The following is a 17,169-nucleotide window of genomic DNA, read 5'->3' as shown; positions in this document are numbered from 1 at the left end:
TTTGTATAGTCTTGCCCTGAATACGGCTACTTGGACGGGAGTTCCGGATTGATCAAAACGATAATACTGTTACGGCGAGGCTTCGCTTCCATGCGCTGGCGCATCAGGGTCACCTTATGGATTGCGGCAACCATTGCCGGCCTGCTGGTGGTGGCTTTCGCAAGGCTGGCAGACATGGCTCTGGCGCAGTTTGCCCAACAGACCGCTGAGAGAGCGTGGCTTCCTCTTATTTACACCCCACTGATCGGCATGCTCGTAGTCTGGCTGACAACACGTTTTTTCGTTGGCGCCCAAGGCAGCGGAATTCCTCAGGTAATCGCGGCAACACGGCTTGCGCGTCAAGGTAAGCCCATTAACCGACTGGTTTCACTACGCATTGCTTTCGCCAAGATAAGCCTTGGAACTCTGGCGCTGACGGGTGGCTTTTCGGCGGGGCGTGAAGGCCCCTCAGTTCAGGTTGCCGCGTCCATCATGCACTTCTTTCACCGATTCCTGCCCAATGCACGAATCGTACGCAGCGAGGATCTCATCCTGGCGGGAGGTGCGGCGGGTATTGCAGCTGCATTCAATACGCCCTTGGCAGGGATTGCATTCGCGGTAGAAGAACTGGGACGCAAGCTGGAAACCCGTACCAGTGGCGTTCTTCTCAGTACCATCATCCTTTCCGGGATGGTCGCGATTGCGCTGCAGGGAAACTACAACTACTTCGGTCATTTCGGCATTCAGGACATCAACCTCGACATAGTCGTCCCGGCAATAGTCATAGGAATTGGGTGTGGGCTATTGGGTGGTTTGTTCAGCCGAATGTTGTTATGGGCGCAGCGGCATCCACACTTCATCATCTGGCAATGGCGGCGCCTGCACCCGGTGTGGTTTGCCGGCATCTGTGGATTGGTCGTCGCCATCTTAGGTTGGTTGAGCGGCGGAATGTCGTTCGGTAGTGGGTACGGAATTACTTCTCAGGTCATCGCATCCGATGTAGTCCTGCCATGGCACGCCCCCATTACTCGCTTCTTAGCGACCGTAGTGACCTACTTCTCTGGTATCCCAGGAGGTATTTTCGCCCCCTCGCTCGCTGTAGGGGCCGCAGTCGGCGCCAATACCGCAGAGCTATTCCATCTGGCCGCGCAGCCCACTATTGCACTCTGCATGGTCGGATTTCTGGCTGCCGTTACTCAGTCGCCAATCACCTCCGCGATCATTGTGATGGAGATGATTGACAGCCACAGTATGGTGATCAGTCTCATGGCCGTCGCTTTGATTGCCAAGGCTATCAGTTCAAGAATGGGCCCTGAGTTGTATCAGCAATTGGCGCGAGGCTTTCTCGAGAGTGCAGAACCTGCTGCTGCACCAAAGAATCCAGCTCGATAGACCTTATCGTGTCATCGTTCTAGCCAGAGAGTTCAGTTGATCCTTCTCATGCTGCAGCGCTAAGGTGGTCTCTGCACGAGTGATCAGAAGATCCACGTGCCTGTAGCAGGCATCTTTAAAGATCGCTGGGTCTATTTCAGAGAGACTGATGAGGGCTTTCAACAGGCGCACGTTAACTTCCAGCAAAGCTGCGCCGTCCCTACTGATCGGAGCAAAGAAATCATCAAACAGATCATCAACCGTCAATCCTCGGAGAAAGACCTGTTTACAGCCTTGATCCGTTTGCGAGCTAGGGACGTGAGGCTTGCTCCAGCAAGTTAAAGTCCTCACTCCCCGGCCAATGACATCGATGGCTGTCCCTGGGTCGTTCACAGCAGGCGATAAGGCGCGAGAAGCGATTTCGGAGAGCACACAAAGTCCGAAGCGTGGATCATTTTCAAAGGTTCGACGGACGCCGAAGGTCAGGGTCGCTAGAATCTTCTCTCTTGTAGTATCGGTATCACCGCCCCTCGTGTTGCCCAAGCTCACAATGTGGAGCAGTGGCATTCCTTCGTGCACAAATGTCCCAGGAAGCACCTCCAGATAAATCTGTATTTGATCGTCCTGCGCGATGGCTCCAAGTGCGCTCACATCAATATGTTGCACATAGCCTGTTAGCTCACTTTTGACTGTGATTACGCCAGGAGGTAGCGAAAGATCGGTCGGGTAAGCTGAACCGCCTAAGTAGGGCCACTGAACTCGTTGAGTGATTGCCGTTATCGCAGCCTTCTCGACGCGGTCGATGGTTTCTCCCACACGTCCAAGTTTTGACAGGTGGTCGATCCAGCGCAAGAGGGTGTAAACGATCAAGATCACCACAATTATCGTTACTGCGAACAGCAACACCCGGCCTTGCGTGCCATAAGCACCCGTGCTCAACGCGATGATCCCCACCAGGCTAAACAGGAATGAGCCTATAAACGTGGCAAGGGCATTTTGGGTCGTGGTGTCTTCCATTACCAAGGTGGTGGCGCGCGGTGTCACTCCGCTGCTCGCGGCCCCATAAGCGGTGACCATCGTGCTTAACGAAAAGGTTGTGACGGCCAGCATGCTGGAGGCAGTCCAAGCATAGGCTGGAGATGTCTACGATGCCGGGGGCAGTCCAATGATCCCCAAAATTTTGTCTACGGCATCTGCACCGATACGCGCTGGCAATGACTCCGGAATGAAGTCTTTGAATACAACAGCGAGCAGTGCCGTAGCCACCCCTAGAAGGGAGAATAGGGAGGCTCTGAACCACAGCCGTTTGGTGAGTTGATTCGTTACCCAACGCCAACGAGCAATCATGTGCAATCCTTCAGTGACGACGTCAATTGAGTACCGGGCGGCGCAGAAGTTTTATCGGAAATTTGAAACGGGTTTACATCCTGGCTAGAGATGAAGCATCTCACAGATATGAGTGTTGCCGCGATTGCGCGCGTAACGTTCACGAACCCTTGCAACTTGATGAAGAGAAGTTGTTAAAACGTTGATGTTGTCTGTTCAGATAATGGCCGTATCAGAACGTCAGGTTATTCCGCGCTCGTGTAACGTAGGGTGAAAAGTGCGCCAGCAAAAGCGCACTTTTTTGCAGGATCTAAAGCTTAAATTTGGCTACCAGCTGGTTGAAGGACACTGCTAGCCTCGAGAGTTCGTGGCTTGAGGCATTTGTCTGATGCGCTCCGGTAGCAGTTTGAGCTGACAAGCTTTGAATGTTGACGAGGTTACGATCCACCTCACGAGCAACCTGTGCCTGCTCTTCTGACGCGCTTGCGATCACTAGATTGCGCTCTGTGATCGCAGCTACTCCCTCTGTAATTGACTCCAGAGCAATGCCTGCAGCCTGCGCAAGCTGACGTGTGTTATCTGCCTGGCTCTGACTCTTAGTCATCGTTGCTACTACAGAGGTAGCGCTTGTCTGAGCAGCGTTAATCATCCCCTCGATTTCAATAGTCGATGATTGGGTACGATGAGCTAGAGCCCTTACCTCGTCAGCTACTACTGCAAATCCGCGACCTTGCTCGCCCGCTCGAGCAGCTTCAATGGCCGCATTCAGAGCTAGGAGATTGGTTTGGTCAGCAATCGACCTGATGACTTCAAGCACCTTGCTGATTTCTTTAGTCTGATGAGCAAGCTCTTGAACCTGCGAGCTCGATGAGTTGATTTCCCCAACCATTCCTTCAATCGCTACAACAGCTTCTCCAACCTTACTTTTGCCTGCCACGGCGTCTTGATTGGTTCTTTGCGATATTTCTGCTGTAGAAACGGCATTTCGAGCGACTTCATCGACCGCAGCTGTCATTTCATTCACAGCGGTAGCAGCCTGTTCGATTTCGCTGTTCTGCTGAGTAAGACCCCGTGTGCTCTCGTCCGTTACGACGCTCAGCTCTTCTGCTGCCGAGGCTAGCTGATCTGATGCACTGGATATATTTTGAATTGTGCTTCGAAGGCTAGCCTGCATCCCATCTAGGGAGGACAGTAATTTCCCGGTTTCGTCCTGGCTACCTGCGTCAATACGTTGCGTAAGATCTCCACCCGCAATACGCTCCGCAGCCGATACTGCATAGGAGAGTGGCCGTGTAATGAGTCGCGTAATAAGAAGACCCAGGCCCATTGCCAGGACGAACGCGATTACCATACCTGCAATCATCGTTAGCTTAGAATTTTGAATGAGAGTATCGCTTTCACTTCGGAGATCGTCTGCTTGATCATTGTTAGATGCAATTATCCCTAGCATTTCTTTCTCAGCGAAACCGTACTTATCGCTGACGTCTCCTATCAGTTGCAATCTCGCCCCTGGCAAATCCCCCGACATCAACGTATTAGCGAACTTCTCTCCCGCTTTTATATAAGCAGGCCAATCCCGTTCAAAATTATCACCTAAGGTTTTTTCGTCATCGCGCAGCGGGGTGCTACGATAAATAGCAAATGCTTTCTCTACAGCACGCTGACGATCAGATAATGATTTTTGAGTGGTTGCGAGTTCCCCCTCAGCTGCACCACCAGCTTTTTGTGCCAGCAACAAGTATAGGTCTCTATTGTGATAAATTACTTGCTGCAGGGCCTCATTTACCTTGTTAATTGAAGTTATATTATTGCTAAATACAGATGAAATCGCGTCGCCCAGCCGTGAGTTGCCGTTCATCCCGACGAGCCCAATCGCGATAGTTATCAATGCGCATATCAAGAATGATGTGGACAGTTTTGCCGCAAGGCGCAAGTTCAAAAACCAAGTCATAGAGCTTTCTCTTCATAGGGGAGATCTGGTTAACCTTGAGGCGTGCCATTGATCAGGGAAGGTATCGGCAGGCAAGTATGTTTATTGAGCTTTTTTCTCACGCACAGCTCAAATAGATTGTTTTTTATATTTATTACCCTAAGCATAGGTAATGTTGATTTTGATAATAATTCGCGCTTCATTTTTTAGTTTTGTTGAATGTTCACTGAGACCAACTTGGCAGAGTTAGCTTCTCGCCCATTGAAGGCCGCCTTTCCCAGTTTGGTGCGAAGCAATCTGAATAGCTGATGCCTCTCTGATCCTTTCACTAGATCGAGACAGCTGGGAATCTAAGGGCGCCAATCCAGCTTAACCACAGGACGTCGGAAAGCGCTGAGTAACCGAAGCAAGCGGAGCGCGCAGGCTGGCACAGCCGAAGGCGTGAAGGATGGACGCCCGCAGGGCCGAGATACAGCGGAACGCGGGAGCTCGGTTTACGACAGCCTGCCCGCGCAAAGCGGCTCGCCAACAGACGTAAGTGAGTCAGATCTTGCTTGACTCAGTAGCACTATCGTCGCGGGCCGAACACAACGTAAAAAGCAACTGCCCTCCTCCAGGGCTGCCAAAAGCTCCAGACCTCTCACAAGTCCTGGTATCTATTCAGCCGGGCTTTTGCTGCGATGAAGCTCATTCCACGTAACGGAGCCACAAATACGTCCGACCGGAGATCGCCTGTGCAACTACAGAAATGCGTGTCTGTAGGTCTTCATCGCTAGTGTTATAGAGCGCACAGAAGTCTTGGGCTACGACGTTAGCAAGGGATGTATCAGGCGGTTCAGCACGAATGAAGCCGATGTAAGAAGCACCTACGCCCATCAACTCATAGCCATGCGCTTCTGAAAAATGACGCGCAACGGCAAAGTTTTTCGCGGGATCCAGATCCGAAGTGAAATAGCCATTCGGAAAAGCCGCGAGTGCCTGGCAGGACTGCTGAACGGGTACCAGGAGCGCTGAAAGAGGCTGCTCTAGAAGAGAGATAGGGTTGTTCTGGTAACCGATCCACTCCTGGAGGGCCTGCTGATCTAGCGTCAAACCATGAGTACAAGCATCCTCGAAAGACGTGGCTGCAACCAGGGTCATGAAATTGCGAAGACAGATTGCGAACTCCTCTTTCGTAGTCGGATACCCGTGAGTAGACACAGGTAGACTTACAGGCATAGCGGGTCGTTCCAAGCGTCTGCAGCTCAACCGCGCCAATGGTGGAAAGTACGCCCCGGATCAACGTCGGACAATTGAAGGCGCAAGTACGAACAGACAAGGGGAATCTCGAAGCTTTTTGAATGGCCAGCTTTGAGGCTAGGCGTCTCCAAACAACCAATTAACGGCGAACCCAGCAGGGATGGATCAACCCATTCGCGACAATTAGTGTGCTTGCAAAATAAATCTAAATCATGGGGCAAGTCATGATATTTGTTATGCTTGGAAAAAATAGAGGGCGACTGATGCTTATTGAGTCCCCGTCGGTACAAGTATCTATGCCTTGTGAGTAAAGTTTTTTTACTACGATTTGTGTGTCGCTATCAAGGGACACCCACCAGTCAGGCGAAATGTAGAAATTTTCGATAAGTAACATCATGAAGACTGCCAAGCTGTCAGCATTGAGTTTCTTGTCCAAAAACTGCCTTATTAACTTGCTGCAGGTTGTAGCGTGCTCTGATAGCCAAGATAAAACAATATACCCTTTATTTTCACTTGAGAATGAGTTGATGGCGATGTAATCCGGCATATCGCTGGCGGTGCTTGATATGTGCTGAGCTTTATCGCCATTGAAGTCAAACGTTGGCCCCACGATGGCGCTGCCCATTATTGGCGGTGGAGAGTCAAGTGTAAATACAGCATAACTTAAGCCTGAATAGTTATTCGACATCAGCATTGCATCGAGTTTTGATTTTATGTATTCCAAATCACCTATAGTCAAAGAATTATTGATACCGAGCGAGCTCGCTGCGGCTTGGATAGCAATCTGATGAGGCAGGCTTTTTCCTCTATCGAGGGTTTTCATAAGCTCAAAGGTTTTAGACGCGTAATCCTTGCTGAATAGTTCTTTAGAGACTCCTCGATAAGTGACTAGAAAGCAATGTAGTGGCACGGGTTTGAAAGGTGTATCTTCTATTGGGGAAAACAGTCTTTTGTCATGGGTAGAGCAGAAGCCTGAAAACGTAGATGCACTGTTTATTCCAGTTTTGATAAGTGTGATTTTTGGTGCGGTATTGCTCTTTAGGTCTACAGATATTTTTAGCACATGCCCGTCTTTAGCTATCGCTTTCAAGGATGAGCTTTTTGAAACTGTGTGAGCGTTAATTATCTTAGTTGAGCATTCATGCGCCAGTGATTTTGGGACACTGCATTTTCTGATTTTTTTGAAGGAGCCTAGAGTTTGAATCACTGTGTGAGTCGCTACAGATGACTGATTTTCTGTATCTCGGTGGCAGTGTTTATACTTTTTTCCTGATTTGCACCAACAAGGATCATTTCTTCCCGGAGTCTTCATGAAAATCCTTTAAAAACTAGATAATTCGCGTTAATCATGAGCGCCGCTGTGCCCATAGCGTCGACATCTAGTCGGTAGGCTAGTCGAATAGTGTATGCGTTATGGGATCAGCGCAAGCCATCGAGGTAGCTCGGAATAGCGACTCTGAAACCGCTCCGCTCACTGACTGCTTTTGGCTGTGGACTTCCAACCGGTCAAGGATACGAAGCGTAGCGGTCAAATCCGTTGTAAACGTCTGGTCTGGTCGAATGCAAATGACTGATAAGTGCAATGCATACGGATGATCAGGTGGAATGCAGTTTCCCACATAGGCCAGACAAGTCGACCTTGCATCAGCCTTCGGAACGGTAAACAGCAGGCTGCATCCGCTGGACATGCCAGGAGGAGTTACTCGGATACAGGCCATGATCGCAAGCGGAGCGCGCCGGCCCTCTGGGCCAAAGGCCTGAGGATGGATGCCCGCAGGGCCAAAACCTGGGAAACCAGGGTTTGGTTTACGACAGCTGCACCCCGACACGGGGCGGGCTCAAGGCAGGGATACTCTTGATCGCCGTCGAACTATGAGGCAGACAAAGCGCCAATAGCCTCGCGAATCAAGCGCTATGTCATTTCCCGATTTGGGCCTAGTGAATAGTGCTATTGGTTGTCGGTAATCCGACTGCGTATGCCAATGACGTGTTTGCTGAGTAGTGCCCCATCCTCTCGCTCATTTTGCGCATCAAGTCGGCATACTCATCAGTGGTTCTACGGATGCCATGGGGCGTGAGCAGACTCACATCGATATTCGCTTTGGGAGCCCAAGAGAAACAGATCTTTCTCAGCGCGTAACGCGATAGTGGACGCCCAGGGGCATTGGCGGCACTGAAAATATACTCTCCGTCCGACAACTTCGAGGTCTTGATGTACTGCTCGAAAACCGACCTGTGCCTATCGGGAATTGCATCGATTACATTCTTGGTATCACGGCTCTTAACGCTATACACCGCAACACCGTGCTTCATTTTCGCCGATAGTAGCTCGCTTGCCCGCAGCGCACCCAGCATGCATGCGAACAGAGCCCGATCCCTCAAGCTGCCAGATGCAGCAAGGATCTTTTCCAGGGTCTGAATGTGTTCTTTGATCAATCCGTTCTGAGCCCCGCTAACCAGTTTAGGTAACAGGTTGTGACCAGCATCGTGAGAAACCTGCACCCGTTTGAAGGCTACAAGGTTTGTCAAAGGAAGATCGGTTAAGAGCTGTTCCAGCTCCCCTTGATCTACAGACAGCAATGCTTCCGGCTCCAGGGTAGCTTTGATGGCTGAACCAATTGCCTGCCTGACATCGGCTCCTGGCGGCACAGGTTCACCTGGTTGGCAGACCTTGGAGGTCTCGCTGAGATCGTGGAAGCTCAGATAACCCAGTCCCTGCGCGAGCGCTTTTTGAGCATCTGCAAGTGAGATTGGGGCTGGGCCACACCAGTGCTGCTGCAACTGCTTGGACAGGCTTTTGAAGCCGCGATTACGGATCAGGTCGTCTGGATAGATTGGAACGCGCATAGCAATTCTCCGGTCGCCAGGGTGTCGGCTGCCCGCTGACTATCGTCGAAATGCGTGCGATAAAGAGGGTGTTGCAACCTGTGGCATATGAGCCTTCACGAGCCGACCGTTTGATCCAGGGAGATCAGAGGCGGCGAAACTAGCATGCTCAATTTAAGGATGTCTAGACACTATCGGCGGCGGTGATGTGATCTGTTCGTTGGTCGGGTGATGATTACCCGACCCCATCATCAGTAACTGGGCGATTTCTCGAGCTCAACTCGCGCTGTTCAAAACCTTGTGTCCCTCATTGACTGCCGATTCGACTATTCGAATTGAAGATTCAAGATTTTCAGCACTATCTAGTTCTTCAAAATATACAAGGGCATCTCGAATTACCAAGACGCGGAGTAGGATTTCTGAAAGCATATTGTTGTAGAGCTGTATATGCAGCTTAAAGAATTTAAGGTTTTTCTCTTTGAATTGTTCGCAAAAATGATGCTGGTTTGACGCGTATCGATTAAATAAACTTACTTCTTTGGCTAGTTCGTCTTGTATGGCTTCGTCGATATCCTCAACTTGCGAAATTTGATGTATGAAGAGATCAGCTTTGTATCGAAAAGGATTTTTACGTGCATCTATAGTGTAAAATTCTAGATATCCACTGTCTTGCATATACTCGGATATTTGACTGTCGTACTCAGGGTGAGCGCTAAGAAATGGATCTACATCATTCTGAGTTTGGATGTCCCACTGCTCCGCTAACTCTTTTTTCTGGTTGACAAGTGCCCTGACTTTATCGAGCCACTCGTAGATTTGCCTGAAATTTTCCTGGGCTGGATCGTCGCTTTCTGCAAATGCGACCTCCGCATCGCTAGCAGGCCTGACAACCCCTTTAACCGGCTCGAACGCTTTGCATAGCGCCAATTGTTTGGGCGTGCAGAATGCAGGATTTCTCAAGTTCATCAAATCAAATTCAGCATGCTCATAAGATTTCGCGACCAACCTTGAGCAGAACTGCTGCTTTGAATCTTGATGTCTTAACAGCGTCCTCAGCTTAATGGTAATCGCTTCATTTAGGGCGTAGAGGCTTCCGACTTTTGACTGGGCATAGGAGCAAATTGCGCGAGTCTCAAGCTCAGATAGCGGGCGTTTCGCACGTAAAACCAGTACATCCGTAGGTCTGTCGAATATCAGGCGTTGGGGATTTTTTGAGAAAACGCCAGCCATCGTAGCTTCGATAGTAGTGTCTCCGACATAAATGGCAGCATGTGAATATCTACTTATCGTGGCTGCCCTTACTGAGAGGCTTACCCCGCCCTTGTCGCCGGTAAGGATGATGTCAGCAGGCTGAAGCAGTGAGCGTTCAAGTATGTATTTTCTAACAGACATCAAAAATCCCTTTAATTAACCTGAGGTAAAAAATTTAGCTATCGAAATCAGCTAGGGCTGCGTGGGTTTCATCGACGTCTCGACCTCGTGTGGTCACTAACATGGTGCGATCTCACATTCACCGGCCCGTTACGAGTGTGCCTGACATGGCTGCTTCGAATGTGGCCGTTGACACGCCGAAGCAACAACCATTCGGGGAAGAATGACATTGCCTGAGTATGCCGCCTATACACCTTAGGCATCTGTTGCTGCAGGTACACAGCAAGCGAGTCTTCCGTGACCTCGAAGTTGTAGACGCGCCAGTATGCTTCGATGAGATCTCTGTTCCGGCCAAGGTAGTAGCGCCATAACCACCCTGGGTTCGGCGTCTCGTACTGGAATTTGGCCAGGGCAGGCGCGTCATCCAGCGATGCCTTAAACCCCTCCGTCCAAATCAGGAGCAGCATAAAGGCCGCCCCGATGACGATCATGAATGTCTTGTCGTAGATGAATGAATATATCGCTGCCGGAGAAGCCCAGCCCCACATGATCCAGCCGAACAGGAAGGCGGGCAGTAAGAAGAGCGTCATTAGGAAAAGGCCGATTGCCAGGCCAATCCAGGCGCCAATGATATCTGGCAGCTTCGACAAAACGTTCGGCATGTGTGTCCTCCCTGGAACCTGGTTGATCAGGTATATCTCGATGGTATCTCAGGGGCTGATGCTCAGGGAATGGACGTCGCACATGGCCAAGCTGCTTAAGGTCGCCGAGGCTGCCAGCGCCGGGAATGAAGTGCTCCAGATTGCGATGTCTGGAAGGCGCAAGCAGGTATACATCCTCCTCCCAGCCTGAATGCCCTGAGAGCAGCCAGAGAGTAACTGTTCTGGCTACGGGCGAAGCGTGCAGGGCCTTGAGCAGAGTTAACTTGGGGCAACGAAGTAGCGAACCGGCGAGCAGCTATGCAGCCCCGAACGGGATCATTAGCCAGGATTTGCCCATGTAATGCTCCCAATTGGAAGCATTACAATTGAGGTGCTGTCAGATAGCCCGCATCCAATCTAGAGTGCTACGGAAAACGGGAAACTCTTGGTCAATTACCTCCGGCTGCCAGTTCCTGATGCTGTCCTCCTGGGCGATGATGGCTGCCTCTCCCTTCTCCTCAATATTTAATGCGTCCTCAATGCACCCCATTGGCCAGACCCAGGTTGAGAACGTTGCCTTCATGGCCTCATGGGCGGCGTTTGCGAGCGGTCGGCCTTCAGCATGCCTCGCGAAGGCAGCCCAACAGTCCGCTGCAGTTCCGCTTTGGGATTTCTGAGGCATTCCATTTCCTCCGAGCTGGAAACCTTCGGCTTGGCTGACAACCCGAAGTACAGATTTGACGTTATCCATCTCTTCGCATTCCTTCGTAAGCCAGGGGCCTCTAGCGTGGGTGAATGCAAAATCCAAGTCAGCGATCACGCCACATTTGATACCCATTGCCGTCAGTACAGAAAATCCTTTAGGGATAGCGGTGCAACTCCCAAGCGCAACGAAACAGATCCGTTCAAGCTCCGGACTAACGCCATAGAGCTTTTCGTAAATGAGGGGTAGCAGCCTCTGGTCGGTTTTGCCCTCGCACAAAATTACCTTTTCAGCGAAATAGATCTCCGCAATGTTTCCGAGCTCAAAAAGAGTTCGAGATTGGCTTTGAGCCTCTGCTATAGCTTGAGTAACCGCCGTGCCCATCGGAATCCGAACCTCGGAACCATTCTCCCGTGATCTGCGCACGATGACCGTTTCTGGCGCGTTATCCCTGCTTACCATCAATGGCGAATGGGTCGTGAACACAACTTGGTAGCCGGATTTTGAAAGCACATGGAGTGCTTCCCTAAGCCCCCTGACACCTTGTGGGTGGAGAAAAATCTCGGGTTCATCAATCAGCAAGAGACGACGAGAAAGGTCTTGATCGCGGGTTTTACGGATGTCGGCTAGGAGCCGGATCAAGGCCATTTGTATTGCGCGCTGAGCACCGCTACCTAAAGTGTCGAATCGTCTGGTTTGACCAGATATCTCATCTGTCACGTTCAGATCACCGCTCTTGAAAAATTCCTTAACGTCGATTGATGGTACGTCCAGGTTTAACTGCAAACCAGGGAAGAAGCTTGAAAGAGCATTGGTGGCACTGGTGTCGAACTCAGTCAGCAGAGGGGATCTGTTTTCACCGTCGGTGCCCAGGATATTCCTGACTGCTGTGAGCGCATCCTGAACCTCTTGGTGGGCAGTGAGGATGGGCGCCATGATTTCATCCAGGAGCCCACGAATTGTGCTCCCAGCTTTGCCTTTACCTAAGTCTTCCTGAACATCGTCCATGGCGCGGATATGCAACGCTTCTGGTAGCAACGCCGAAATGGCTTGAGGCAGGCCCGTCGGATAGGAGCGCCAAGAAGTAGGGACACCTTGATCATCGAGTTCAGCATTTTCCCACACCTCCGTGGAAGGCCTAGCCGAGCCTAACGCAGAAATCCTGATCCAAAGGTCACCGCCGATGCAGTAGGGAGTAATAGCGGCTTGATGTCGGGCTTCAGGGATCTGCGCAATCAGCTCCTCCGTAATCCCGGACACGCAGGCGCTTATGATGATGGGCTGGGCAGGGTCATTCGCATCTGTCTTCGCAAATGCCTTGGGCGCAAGCACCAACCTGATCGCGTCCAGGATGGTGGATTTTCCTGCGTTATTTTGACCGACCAGTGGGGTGAAATCGCCCAGTGGCAGGATTACTTGCTTGCAAGAGCGGAAGTTCTTGATGTGTATTTTGCTCAAGGCGTGCATGGGATGAATTCCTTTTCTAAGGCGGGCAAGGCTCCTCAGCGTAGCTGGAAAGTGGCGATGCGCTATAGTCTTGGCATTATTGCTCAAGGATGCAGCAGCGCTGTGGGCACATATCGTCTCTCGCGCAAGCGGAGCGCGCCGGCTTAAGATGGGCCAAAGGCTTGAGGATGTAAGCCCGGAGGGCCAAAACCTTGCGCAGTCAGGGTTTGGTTCACGCCAGCCGTACCCCGAAGGGGCAAGCCCAAAGCAGAAGCAACGTGAGTCCCCCTCGAACTACGAGGTAGGAAAGTCGCCGAAGGTCTCGCGAAATAGTCCCTTCATCATCATCATCATCATCATCGAGGCAGGGCCTTGAAGAAAGTGCTCCTGACTGCTGATATCGAACCGCACAGAATTGATGTGAACGACAGTCGCCCCGCGCCCCAAAGCACGTAGAGGTAGCTCGGCAGCCGGATACACAATCCCGGATGTCCCAATCAAAAGGAAAAAATCGCAGTCCTCTGCTGCTGCGAGACTTGTACTCCATGCGTCCTCCGAAAGCATCTCACCAAACCAAACGACGCTAGGCCGAACATACCCGCTGCAAGCACTGCATAGCGGCGGCTCAATCCGACTTCCATCCTCAGGCAGCGCGTCAGTCGTGAGGGGCAACGTATACGCAAGCCCGCAATCAATAGAGTGCAGGCTGCCATGTAGATGAATCACATCTTGGCTGCCGGCGCGTTCATGAAGGTCATCAACATTTTGAGTCACCACTGTCAGCTTAGGCACATGGTTGGCAAGTGCAGCGATAGCTCGATGCGCCCCATTTGGCTGCGCCTGGATAACTTTCTGCCTACGCCACTCGTACCATCCCCAACAGAGCGCTGGGTCGGCTTTCATCCGTCAGTTCAACGTCACCCAAAGACCCAAGTGAATTCGTCGACAAGGTAGCTCTACAAGGAAACCTTGCTCAAGAAGCATCCGAGGAACCTCCCAAAGCACTCCGGTGATCTCCCAAGCTTCCGTGACAGCAGACACGGCTTTAGCAACGAATGCACCAAGGTCGAAATCCTTAGTGGCTACAAACGGCCCTTCTCGGCTGTACGACTCAAAGATACCGGAAGCCATTGTGAAGACCTCGCCTTTCTTCAGGAGCATCAAGCCACCTTGATCCCAAACTCACAACAGTAGGCCGAGACATCCCCTCCATCCCGGTGAAATATCACTGCAAGATCCGAGGGGTCGGATGGTACTGACCCTTAGTAGTACGCAAAAAACCACGCAAGCTGGCGCGGCCATTTTGGCGCTGAAAAGTCGCTAAGACATAACGGCTATTCTCCGTGGTCATTACCCAAAACCGCCCCTCACGCTCAACTTTCAGAACGTCAGAAGTCCGAATCAGATGGCCATCGCCAAACCTCCCATACTGATCTTTTCGCTTGTGGCCAAAAACCACGCCGATGCCTGCTCGTGACCTGATCGAAACACCGCAGAGGTAAGCGGTAACCGGCACGTCAAAGCCTTGCTCCTGAGCTTTAATGATTCGTTTGAGATCGAAATCTGTATGGCGCTTTCCGTGGAAATTCACATCTAGGGTATCGAGCATTGTGGGCTCCGGTTGCGGTCTGTATGGAGTTATCAGGAATTGCACACGCAACCAGGAGCGCTGGTATCGTGGGGATTACTTATAAATTTCAGGCTGATCGAATCATGGTTTCGAGAAAAATTGGCCGGCAGTTCTGTAGTAACTGAATTTGAAAACCTGGGCGGTGTGAGTTGTGGTAAACAGCTCCACTATCCACCTCCATCAGACTAACTTCAAAGTCGTTATCATCACCGATAGTCACCTTAACGACACGATCCATACGCCAGCCATCGCAGTTATTCATCCAGGGCGGGGTGACCACTTGCACGTCGACTATCACTTCCCCTGCACCTTGCTGCACAAGCATTTGCTGCAATCTGTGCTCACCTTCAATCATCCGTGTGAACTCGGTGCTGCGACCTTGCTCGGTGATTCGGACGGTCAGGTGATACCAGTGCGATCTAAGCACCCGTGACACACCCTTCCAGTGCATCAAGCCTTCGCCGAACAATCCTGGAACGCCAATAGCGTCTGAGTTTTCAGTTCTAAACATCAGGTGCCTCAGTTTTCTGCGGACGCAAAGCAGCCCGGTTGGTTAATTCAAAATAGAGAGAAGATTTCTTTGATGGTTGCTGCTTTGCGATGACCCGGCCCAAGCAGCACGTAGACGCTATTCCGAGTTTCGAACAGAAAGCCGTCGTTGAATGCAGTACCCATGCTCGATCTCACCCAATGGCCTGGCTCGAAACGCCTCTGCTCATCGTCCACAACTTTGTGGGCAAACATAAACATTGGTTGGCAGCCTGCGGCGGCCACTTTGGCTCGCTCTTCGTCGGTGACGATGGCGTCTAGGATTGTCCAGTCCTCGACAGCGCAGAGAGGCATCCACTTGTAGCGCTTTCTGGCTGCATACATCGCTGCCTCGAGACCGTGTTCAGAACCCATCAGGCTGACTCCGGAATCGCCCAACAGACCGTCTTCGATGATCCCATCCACGGCCCAACCCCTCTCTGTCAATATCCAATAATTAGCACCTGAGGCATAATACCGCCACGGCAACCAATATATCTGTTTGTGTGGCGGCAGGCAAATGCGACATACCGTCTCCTTTTATTGGGATAGTGAAATGTCGCTGCGCAAATCTTATGCAGCCGTAGTTCAACTGCTTCGCACTCAGAAAGGTCTATCTCAGGCGGGTCTTTCGGGCTCCGTCACGCAAACGCACGTGAGCGAGCTTGAGCAAGGAAAAAGCTCAGCGACAGTCGATATGAGTGCCCGTCTCGCCATAGCGCTGAACGTAGAGCCGATCACGTTGCTCGCACTCGCTGTTGCATCCCATGAAAAACGCTCAATGCGCGAAGTTCTTTTGGCTGCGCTGGCTGAGGCGGAATCCCTAGGGCTAGCGGACACTCTTCTTCCAACCGAACCACAAGTCATGGCTCCGCCTAGAGTGGTGGAAGCCAAGAGAAAATGGTTGACCGTGCAAGAGCTGAAGGCGAAAGGGCTCAGTCAGAGTGAGGCAGCGAAACATCTAGGGGTGCCTGAATCGACACTGCGTCGGTTGTGGCATCAGACGGCTAAAGATTAAGGCGGGCGCGGCGAATGCATCAACTGGGGCAATTAGCTAACTGAGAGTCTTGCGTTGGGGATCAGCAGTCTCGCCAGGCTGGTGCTAAAAATCACGCTTTCAGGCGACAGGAGCGAGGTAGGCCTTAAAGGGCCTGCAAGGTTTGGATTTACTCAGAGACGTGGCTTGTCAAGCACCACGATTCTCCCCTATCAATATTGAGATCTTACCTGCCCTGTCCATTTTCTTGGAAAAAGATGGACAACTGCTATTACCTTTAAGTTGTTGTTATTTATAGTTTTTTCATGTCCATTTTTGGGCCGTCTCACGGGTGTACATGTCGGTGTCGAGCAAACCCTGGATCACCGGGGCTTCGTAGTCGTAGGCACTTTCCATGGTGTATCTCCTTAACGCGTGGCCATCGCGGCCAGTTCTTCGCGGGTGCTGCTGATGACAGCACCGGCCTTGAGCAACTCATTGACGGCCTGTACGCCGCCCTCCTCGCTGATCCCCCGGCACGCCGGCAGGTGCAGGACCACCTCCAGGCCGGCCTTGAGCAGTTGCAAGGCGGTGGTCTTGACGCAGTAGTCCAGGGCCAGGCCGCCGACGATCACGCGGCTGACGCCCTGGGCCTTGAGGTACTCGATCACGCCGGTGGAGAGTTTGTCGTGCAGGTCGTGGTAGCAGGCGCCATAGGGGTGCAGGTCGGGTTCGACGCCCTTCCAGATGAAGTAGTCGTAGTCATAGGGCGTGGGCAACTCGTCGAGCAAGGTAAAGCCTTCGGTGCCCGGTACGCAGTGGCTGACCCAGGTTACATCGGCATGGGCCAGGCCGGTGGGCTGGAGCATCTCGCTGTGCTGCGCGACCACCCAGGGTGCGTGCGGGGTGTGGGCGTCCTTGCTGCCGACGCGGTAGCCGGCGAGGCTGGCCATGTAGTTGAGTTCGGCACCGATCTGGTCACCGCCGACCACCGGCAACTCGTTGGGGCACAGCGGCGTGAAGCTCTTCTGGGCATCGACGTCGAATGAAGCAATGGCAGTTTTCGCAAGGGTCATGGCGGTTCTCCTGTGGCCTGGAAACAAAAGTACACGTCATGTACTTTCATTGCAAGAAACATTTGGTTATCTACCCTGGAGCCAGTACATGACATATCTGTCCGATCCGTTAGACTGTGCCCCACCG

The 17,169-nt window shown here is 51.8% G+C and carries 15 protein-coding genes and 1 pseudogene; 2 read left to right on the top strand and 14 right to left on the bottom strand.

From position 1 onward, the window contains the following. Positions 1–48 precede the first annotated feature (48 nt). A complete protein-coding gene (locus M2397_RS13720) occupies positions 49–1,371 on the top strand; it encodes a chloride channel protein (protein ID WP_259243596.1) in 1,323 nt (440 codons plus the stop codon). 3 nt (positions 1,372–1,374) lie between these two features. On the opposite strand, the pseudogene M2397_RS13715 reads toward M2397_RS13720, so the two are convergent. From M2397_RS13715 to M2397_RS13655, 13 genes and pseudogenes are all read right to left on the bottom strand, one after another. After that, positions 1,375–2,697 (bottom strand): annotated as a pseudogene (locus M2397_RS13715) (DUF2254 domain-containing protein). A 289-nt stretch (positions 2,698–2,986) separates the two neighbouring features. Further along, positions 2,987–4,627 (bottom strand): methyl-accepting chemotaxis protein, encoded by a 1,641-nt coding sequence (locus M2397_RS13710; protein ID WP_259243594.1) that lies wholly within the window; start codon positions 4,625–4,627, stop codon positions 2,987–2,989. Positions 4,628–5,293: 666 nt separating this feature from the next. After that, complete coding sequence (locus M2397_RS13705) at positions 5,294–5,746, bottom strand: DUF4253 domain-containing protein (RefSeq protein ID WP_259243591.1); 453 nt, start codon at positions 5,744–5,746, stop codon at positions 5,294–5,296. A gap of 304 nt (positions 5,747–6,050) precedes the next feature. Continuing rightward, positions 6,051–7,157: a YecA family protein gene (locus tag M2397_RS13700; protein WP_259243589.1), complete on the bottom strand. Its 1,107-nt coding sequence runs from the start codon at positions 7,155–7,157 to the stop codon at positions 6,051–6,053. Between the two features lie 623 nt (positions 7,158–7,780). Continuing rightward, complete coding sequence (locus M2397_RS13695) at positions 7,781–8,692, bottom strand: site-specific integrase (protein WP_259243588.1); 912 nt, start codon at positions 8,690–8,692, stop codon at positions 7,781–7,783. Positions 8,693–8,947: 255 nt separating this feature from the next. After that, the gene (locus tag M2397_RS13690) at positions 8,948–10,063 is read right to left on the bottom strand and encodes a YiiX/YebB-like N1pC/P60 family cysteine hydrolase (protein WP_259243587.1); all 1,116 of its coding nucleotides are present in this window, start codon (positions 10,061–10,063) and stop codon (positions 8,948–8,950) included. Between the two features lie 68 nt (positions 10,064–10,131). Then, complete coding sequence (locus tag M2397_RS13685; protein ID WP_259243585.1) at positions 10,132–10,704, bottom strand: hypothetical protein; 573 nt, start codon at positions 10,702–10,704, stop codon at positions 10,132–10,134. 376 nt (positions 10,705–11,080) lie between these two features. After that, positions 11,081–12,853: an ATP-dependent endonuclease gene (locus M2397_RS13680; RefSeq protein WP_259243584.1), complete on the bottom strand. Its 1,773-nt coding sequence runs from the start codon at positions 12,851–12,853 to the stop codon at positions 11,081–11,083. Positions 12,854–13,126: 273 nt separating this feature from the next. Continuing rightward, entirely contained in the window at positions 13,127–13,735 is a 609-nt protein-coding gene (locus tag M2397_RS13675) for a Sir2 family NAD-dependent protein deacetylase (RefSeq protein ID WP_259243583.1), read from the bottom strand. Positions 13,736–13,738: 3 nt separating this feature from the next. Then, entirely contained in the window at positions 13,739–13,993 is a 255-nt protein-coding gene (locus M2397_RS13670; RefSeq protein ID WP_259243582.1) for a hypothetical protein, read from the bottom strand. A gap of 64 nt (positions 13,994–14,057) precedes the next feature. Next, positions 14,058–14,441 (bottom strand): hypothetical protein, encoded by a 384-nt coding sequence (locus M2397_RS13665; RefSeq protein ID WP_259243581.1) that lies wholly within the window; start codon positions 14,439–14,441, stop codon positions 14,058–14,060. An 88-nt stretch (positions 14,442–14,529) separates the two neighbouring features. Continuing rightward, on the bottom strand, positions 14,530–14,973 hold the full coding sequence (locus M2397_RS13660) for a hypothetical protein (protein ID WP_259243579.1): 444 nt from the start codon (positions 14,971–14,973) through the stop codon (positions 14,530–14,532). Between the two features lie 47 nt (positions 14,974–15,020). Next, positions 15,021–15,416 (bottom strand): DUF6957 family protein, encoded by a 396-nt coding sequence (locus M2397_RS13655; RefSeq protein ID WP_259243578.1) that lies wholly within the window; start codon positions 15,414–15,416, stop codon positions 15,021–15,023. 130 nt (positions 15,417–15,546) lie between these two features. Between M2397_RS13655 and M2397_RS13650 the strand changes: the two genes are divergently transcribed. Then, positions 15,547–16,008 (top strand): helix-turn-helix transcriptional regulator, encoded by a 462-nt coding sequence (locus tag M2397_RS13650; protein ID WP_259243576.1) that lies wholly within the window; start codon positions 15,547–15,549, stop codon positions 16,006–16,008. Between the two features lie 386 nt (positions 16,009–16,394). On the opposite strand, the gene M2397_RS13645 is transcribed toward M2397_RS13650, so the two are convergent. Next, positions 16,395–17,042 (bottom strand): nicotinamidase, encoded by a 648-nt coding sequence (locus tag M2397_RS13645; protein WP_131700161.1) that lies wholly within the window; start codon positions 17,040–17,042, stop codon positions 16,395–16,397. Between the last annotated feature and the right edge of the window lie 127 nt (positions 17,043–17,169).

The sequence above is a fragment of the Pseudomonas sp. BIGb0381 genome (genome assembly GCF_024809815.1).
GTDB lineage: Bacteria > Pseudomonadota > Gammaproteobacteria > Pseudomonadales > Pseudomonadaceae > Aquipseudomonas.
Note: the sequence above shows the minus strand (reverse complement) of the source record. Positions and strands in the feature narration are given on the sequence as shown.

Bases quoted from the DNA above. Each gene is read 5' to 3' on its own strand.
- M2397_RS13685 (WP_259243585.1), bottom strand. From the start codon at position 10,704: ATGCCGAACGTTTTGTCGAAGCTGCCAGATATCATTGGCGCCTGGATT.
- M2397_RS13645 (WP_131700161.1), bottom strand. From the start codon at position 17,042: ATGACCCTTGCGAAAACTGCCATTGCTTCATTCGACGTCGATGCCCAG.
- M2397_RS13680 (WP_259243584.1), bottom strand. From the start codon at position 12,853: ATGCACGCCTTGAGCAAAATACACATCAAGAACTTCCGCTCTTGCAAG.
- M2397_RS13710 (WP_259243594.1), bottom strand. From the start codon at position 4,627: ATGACTTGGTTTTTGAACTTGCGCCTTGCGGCAAAACTGTCCACATCA.
- M2397_RS13700 (WP_259243589.1), bottom strand. From the start codon at position 7,157: ATGAAGACTCCGGGAAGAAATGATCCTTGTTGGTGCAAATCAGGAAAA.
- M2397_RS13690 (WP_259243587.1), bottom strand. From the start codon at position 10,063: ATGTCTGTTAGAAAATACATACTTGAACGCTCACTGCTTCAGCCTGCT.
- M2397_RS13665 (WP_259243581.1), bottom strand. From the start codon at position 14,441: ATGCTCGATACCCTAGATGTGAATTTCCACGGAAAGCGCCATACAGAT.
- M2397_RS13705 (WP_259243591.1), bottom strand. From the start codon at position 5,746: ATGACCCTGGTTGCAGCCACGTCTTTCGAGGATGCTTGTACTCATGGT.
- M2397_RS13695 (WP_259243588.1), bottom strand. From the start codon at position 8,692: ATGCGCGTTCCAATCTATCCAGACGACCTGATCCGTAATCGCGGCTTC.
- M2397_RS13670 (WP_259243582.1), bottom strand. From the start codon at position 13,993: ATGCTCCTGAAGAAAGGCGAGGTCTTCACAATGGCTTCCGGTATCTTT.
- M2397_RS13650 (WP_259243576.1), top strand. From the start codon at position 15,547: ATGTCGCTGCGCAAATCTTATGCAGCCGTAGTTCAACTGCTTCGCACT.
- M2397_RS13660 (WP_259243579.1), bottom strand. From the start codon at position 14,973: ATGTTTAGAACTGAAAACTCAGACGCTATTGGCGTTCCAGGATTGTTC.
- M2397_RS13675 (WP_259243583.1), bottom strand. From the start codon at position 13,735: ATGAAAGCCGACCCAGCGCTCTGTTGGGGATGGTACGAGTGGCGTAGG.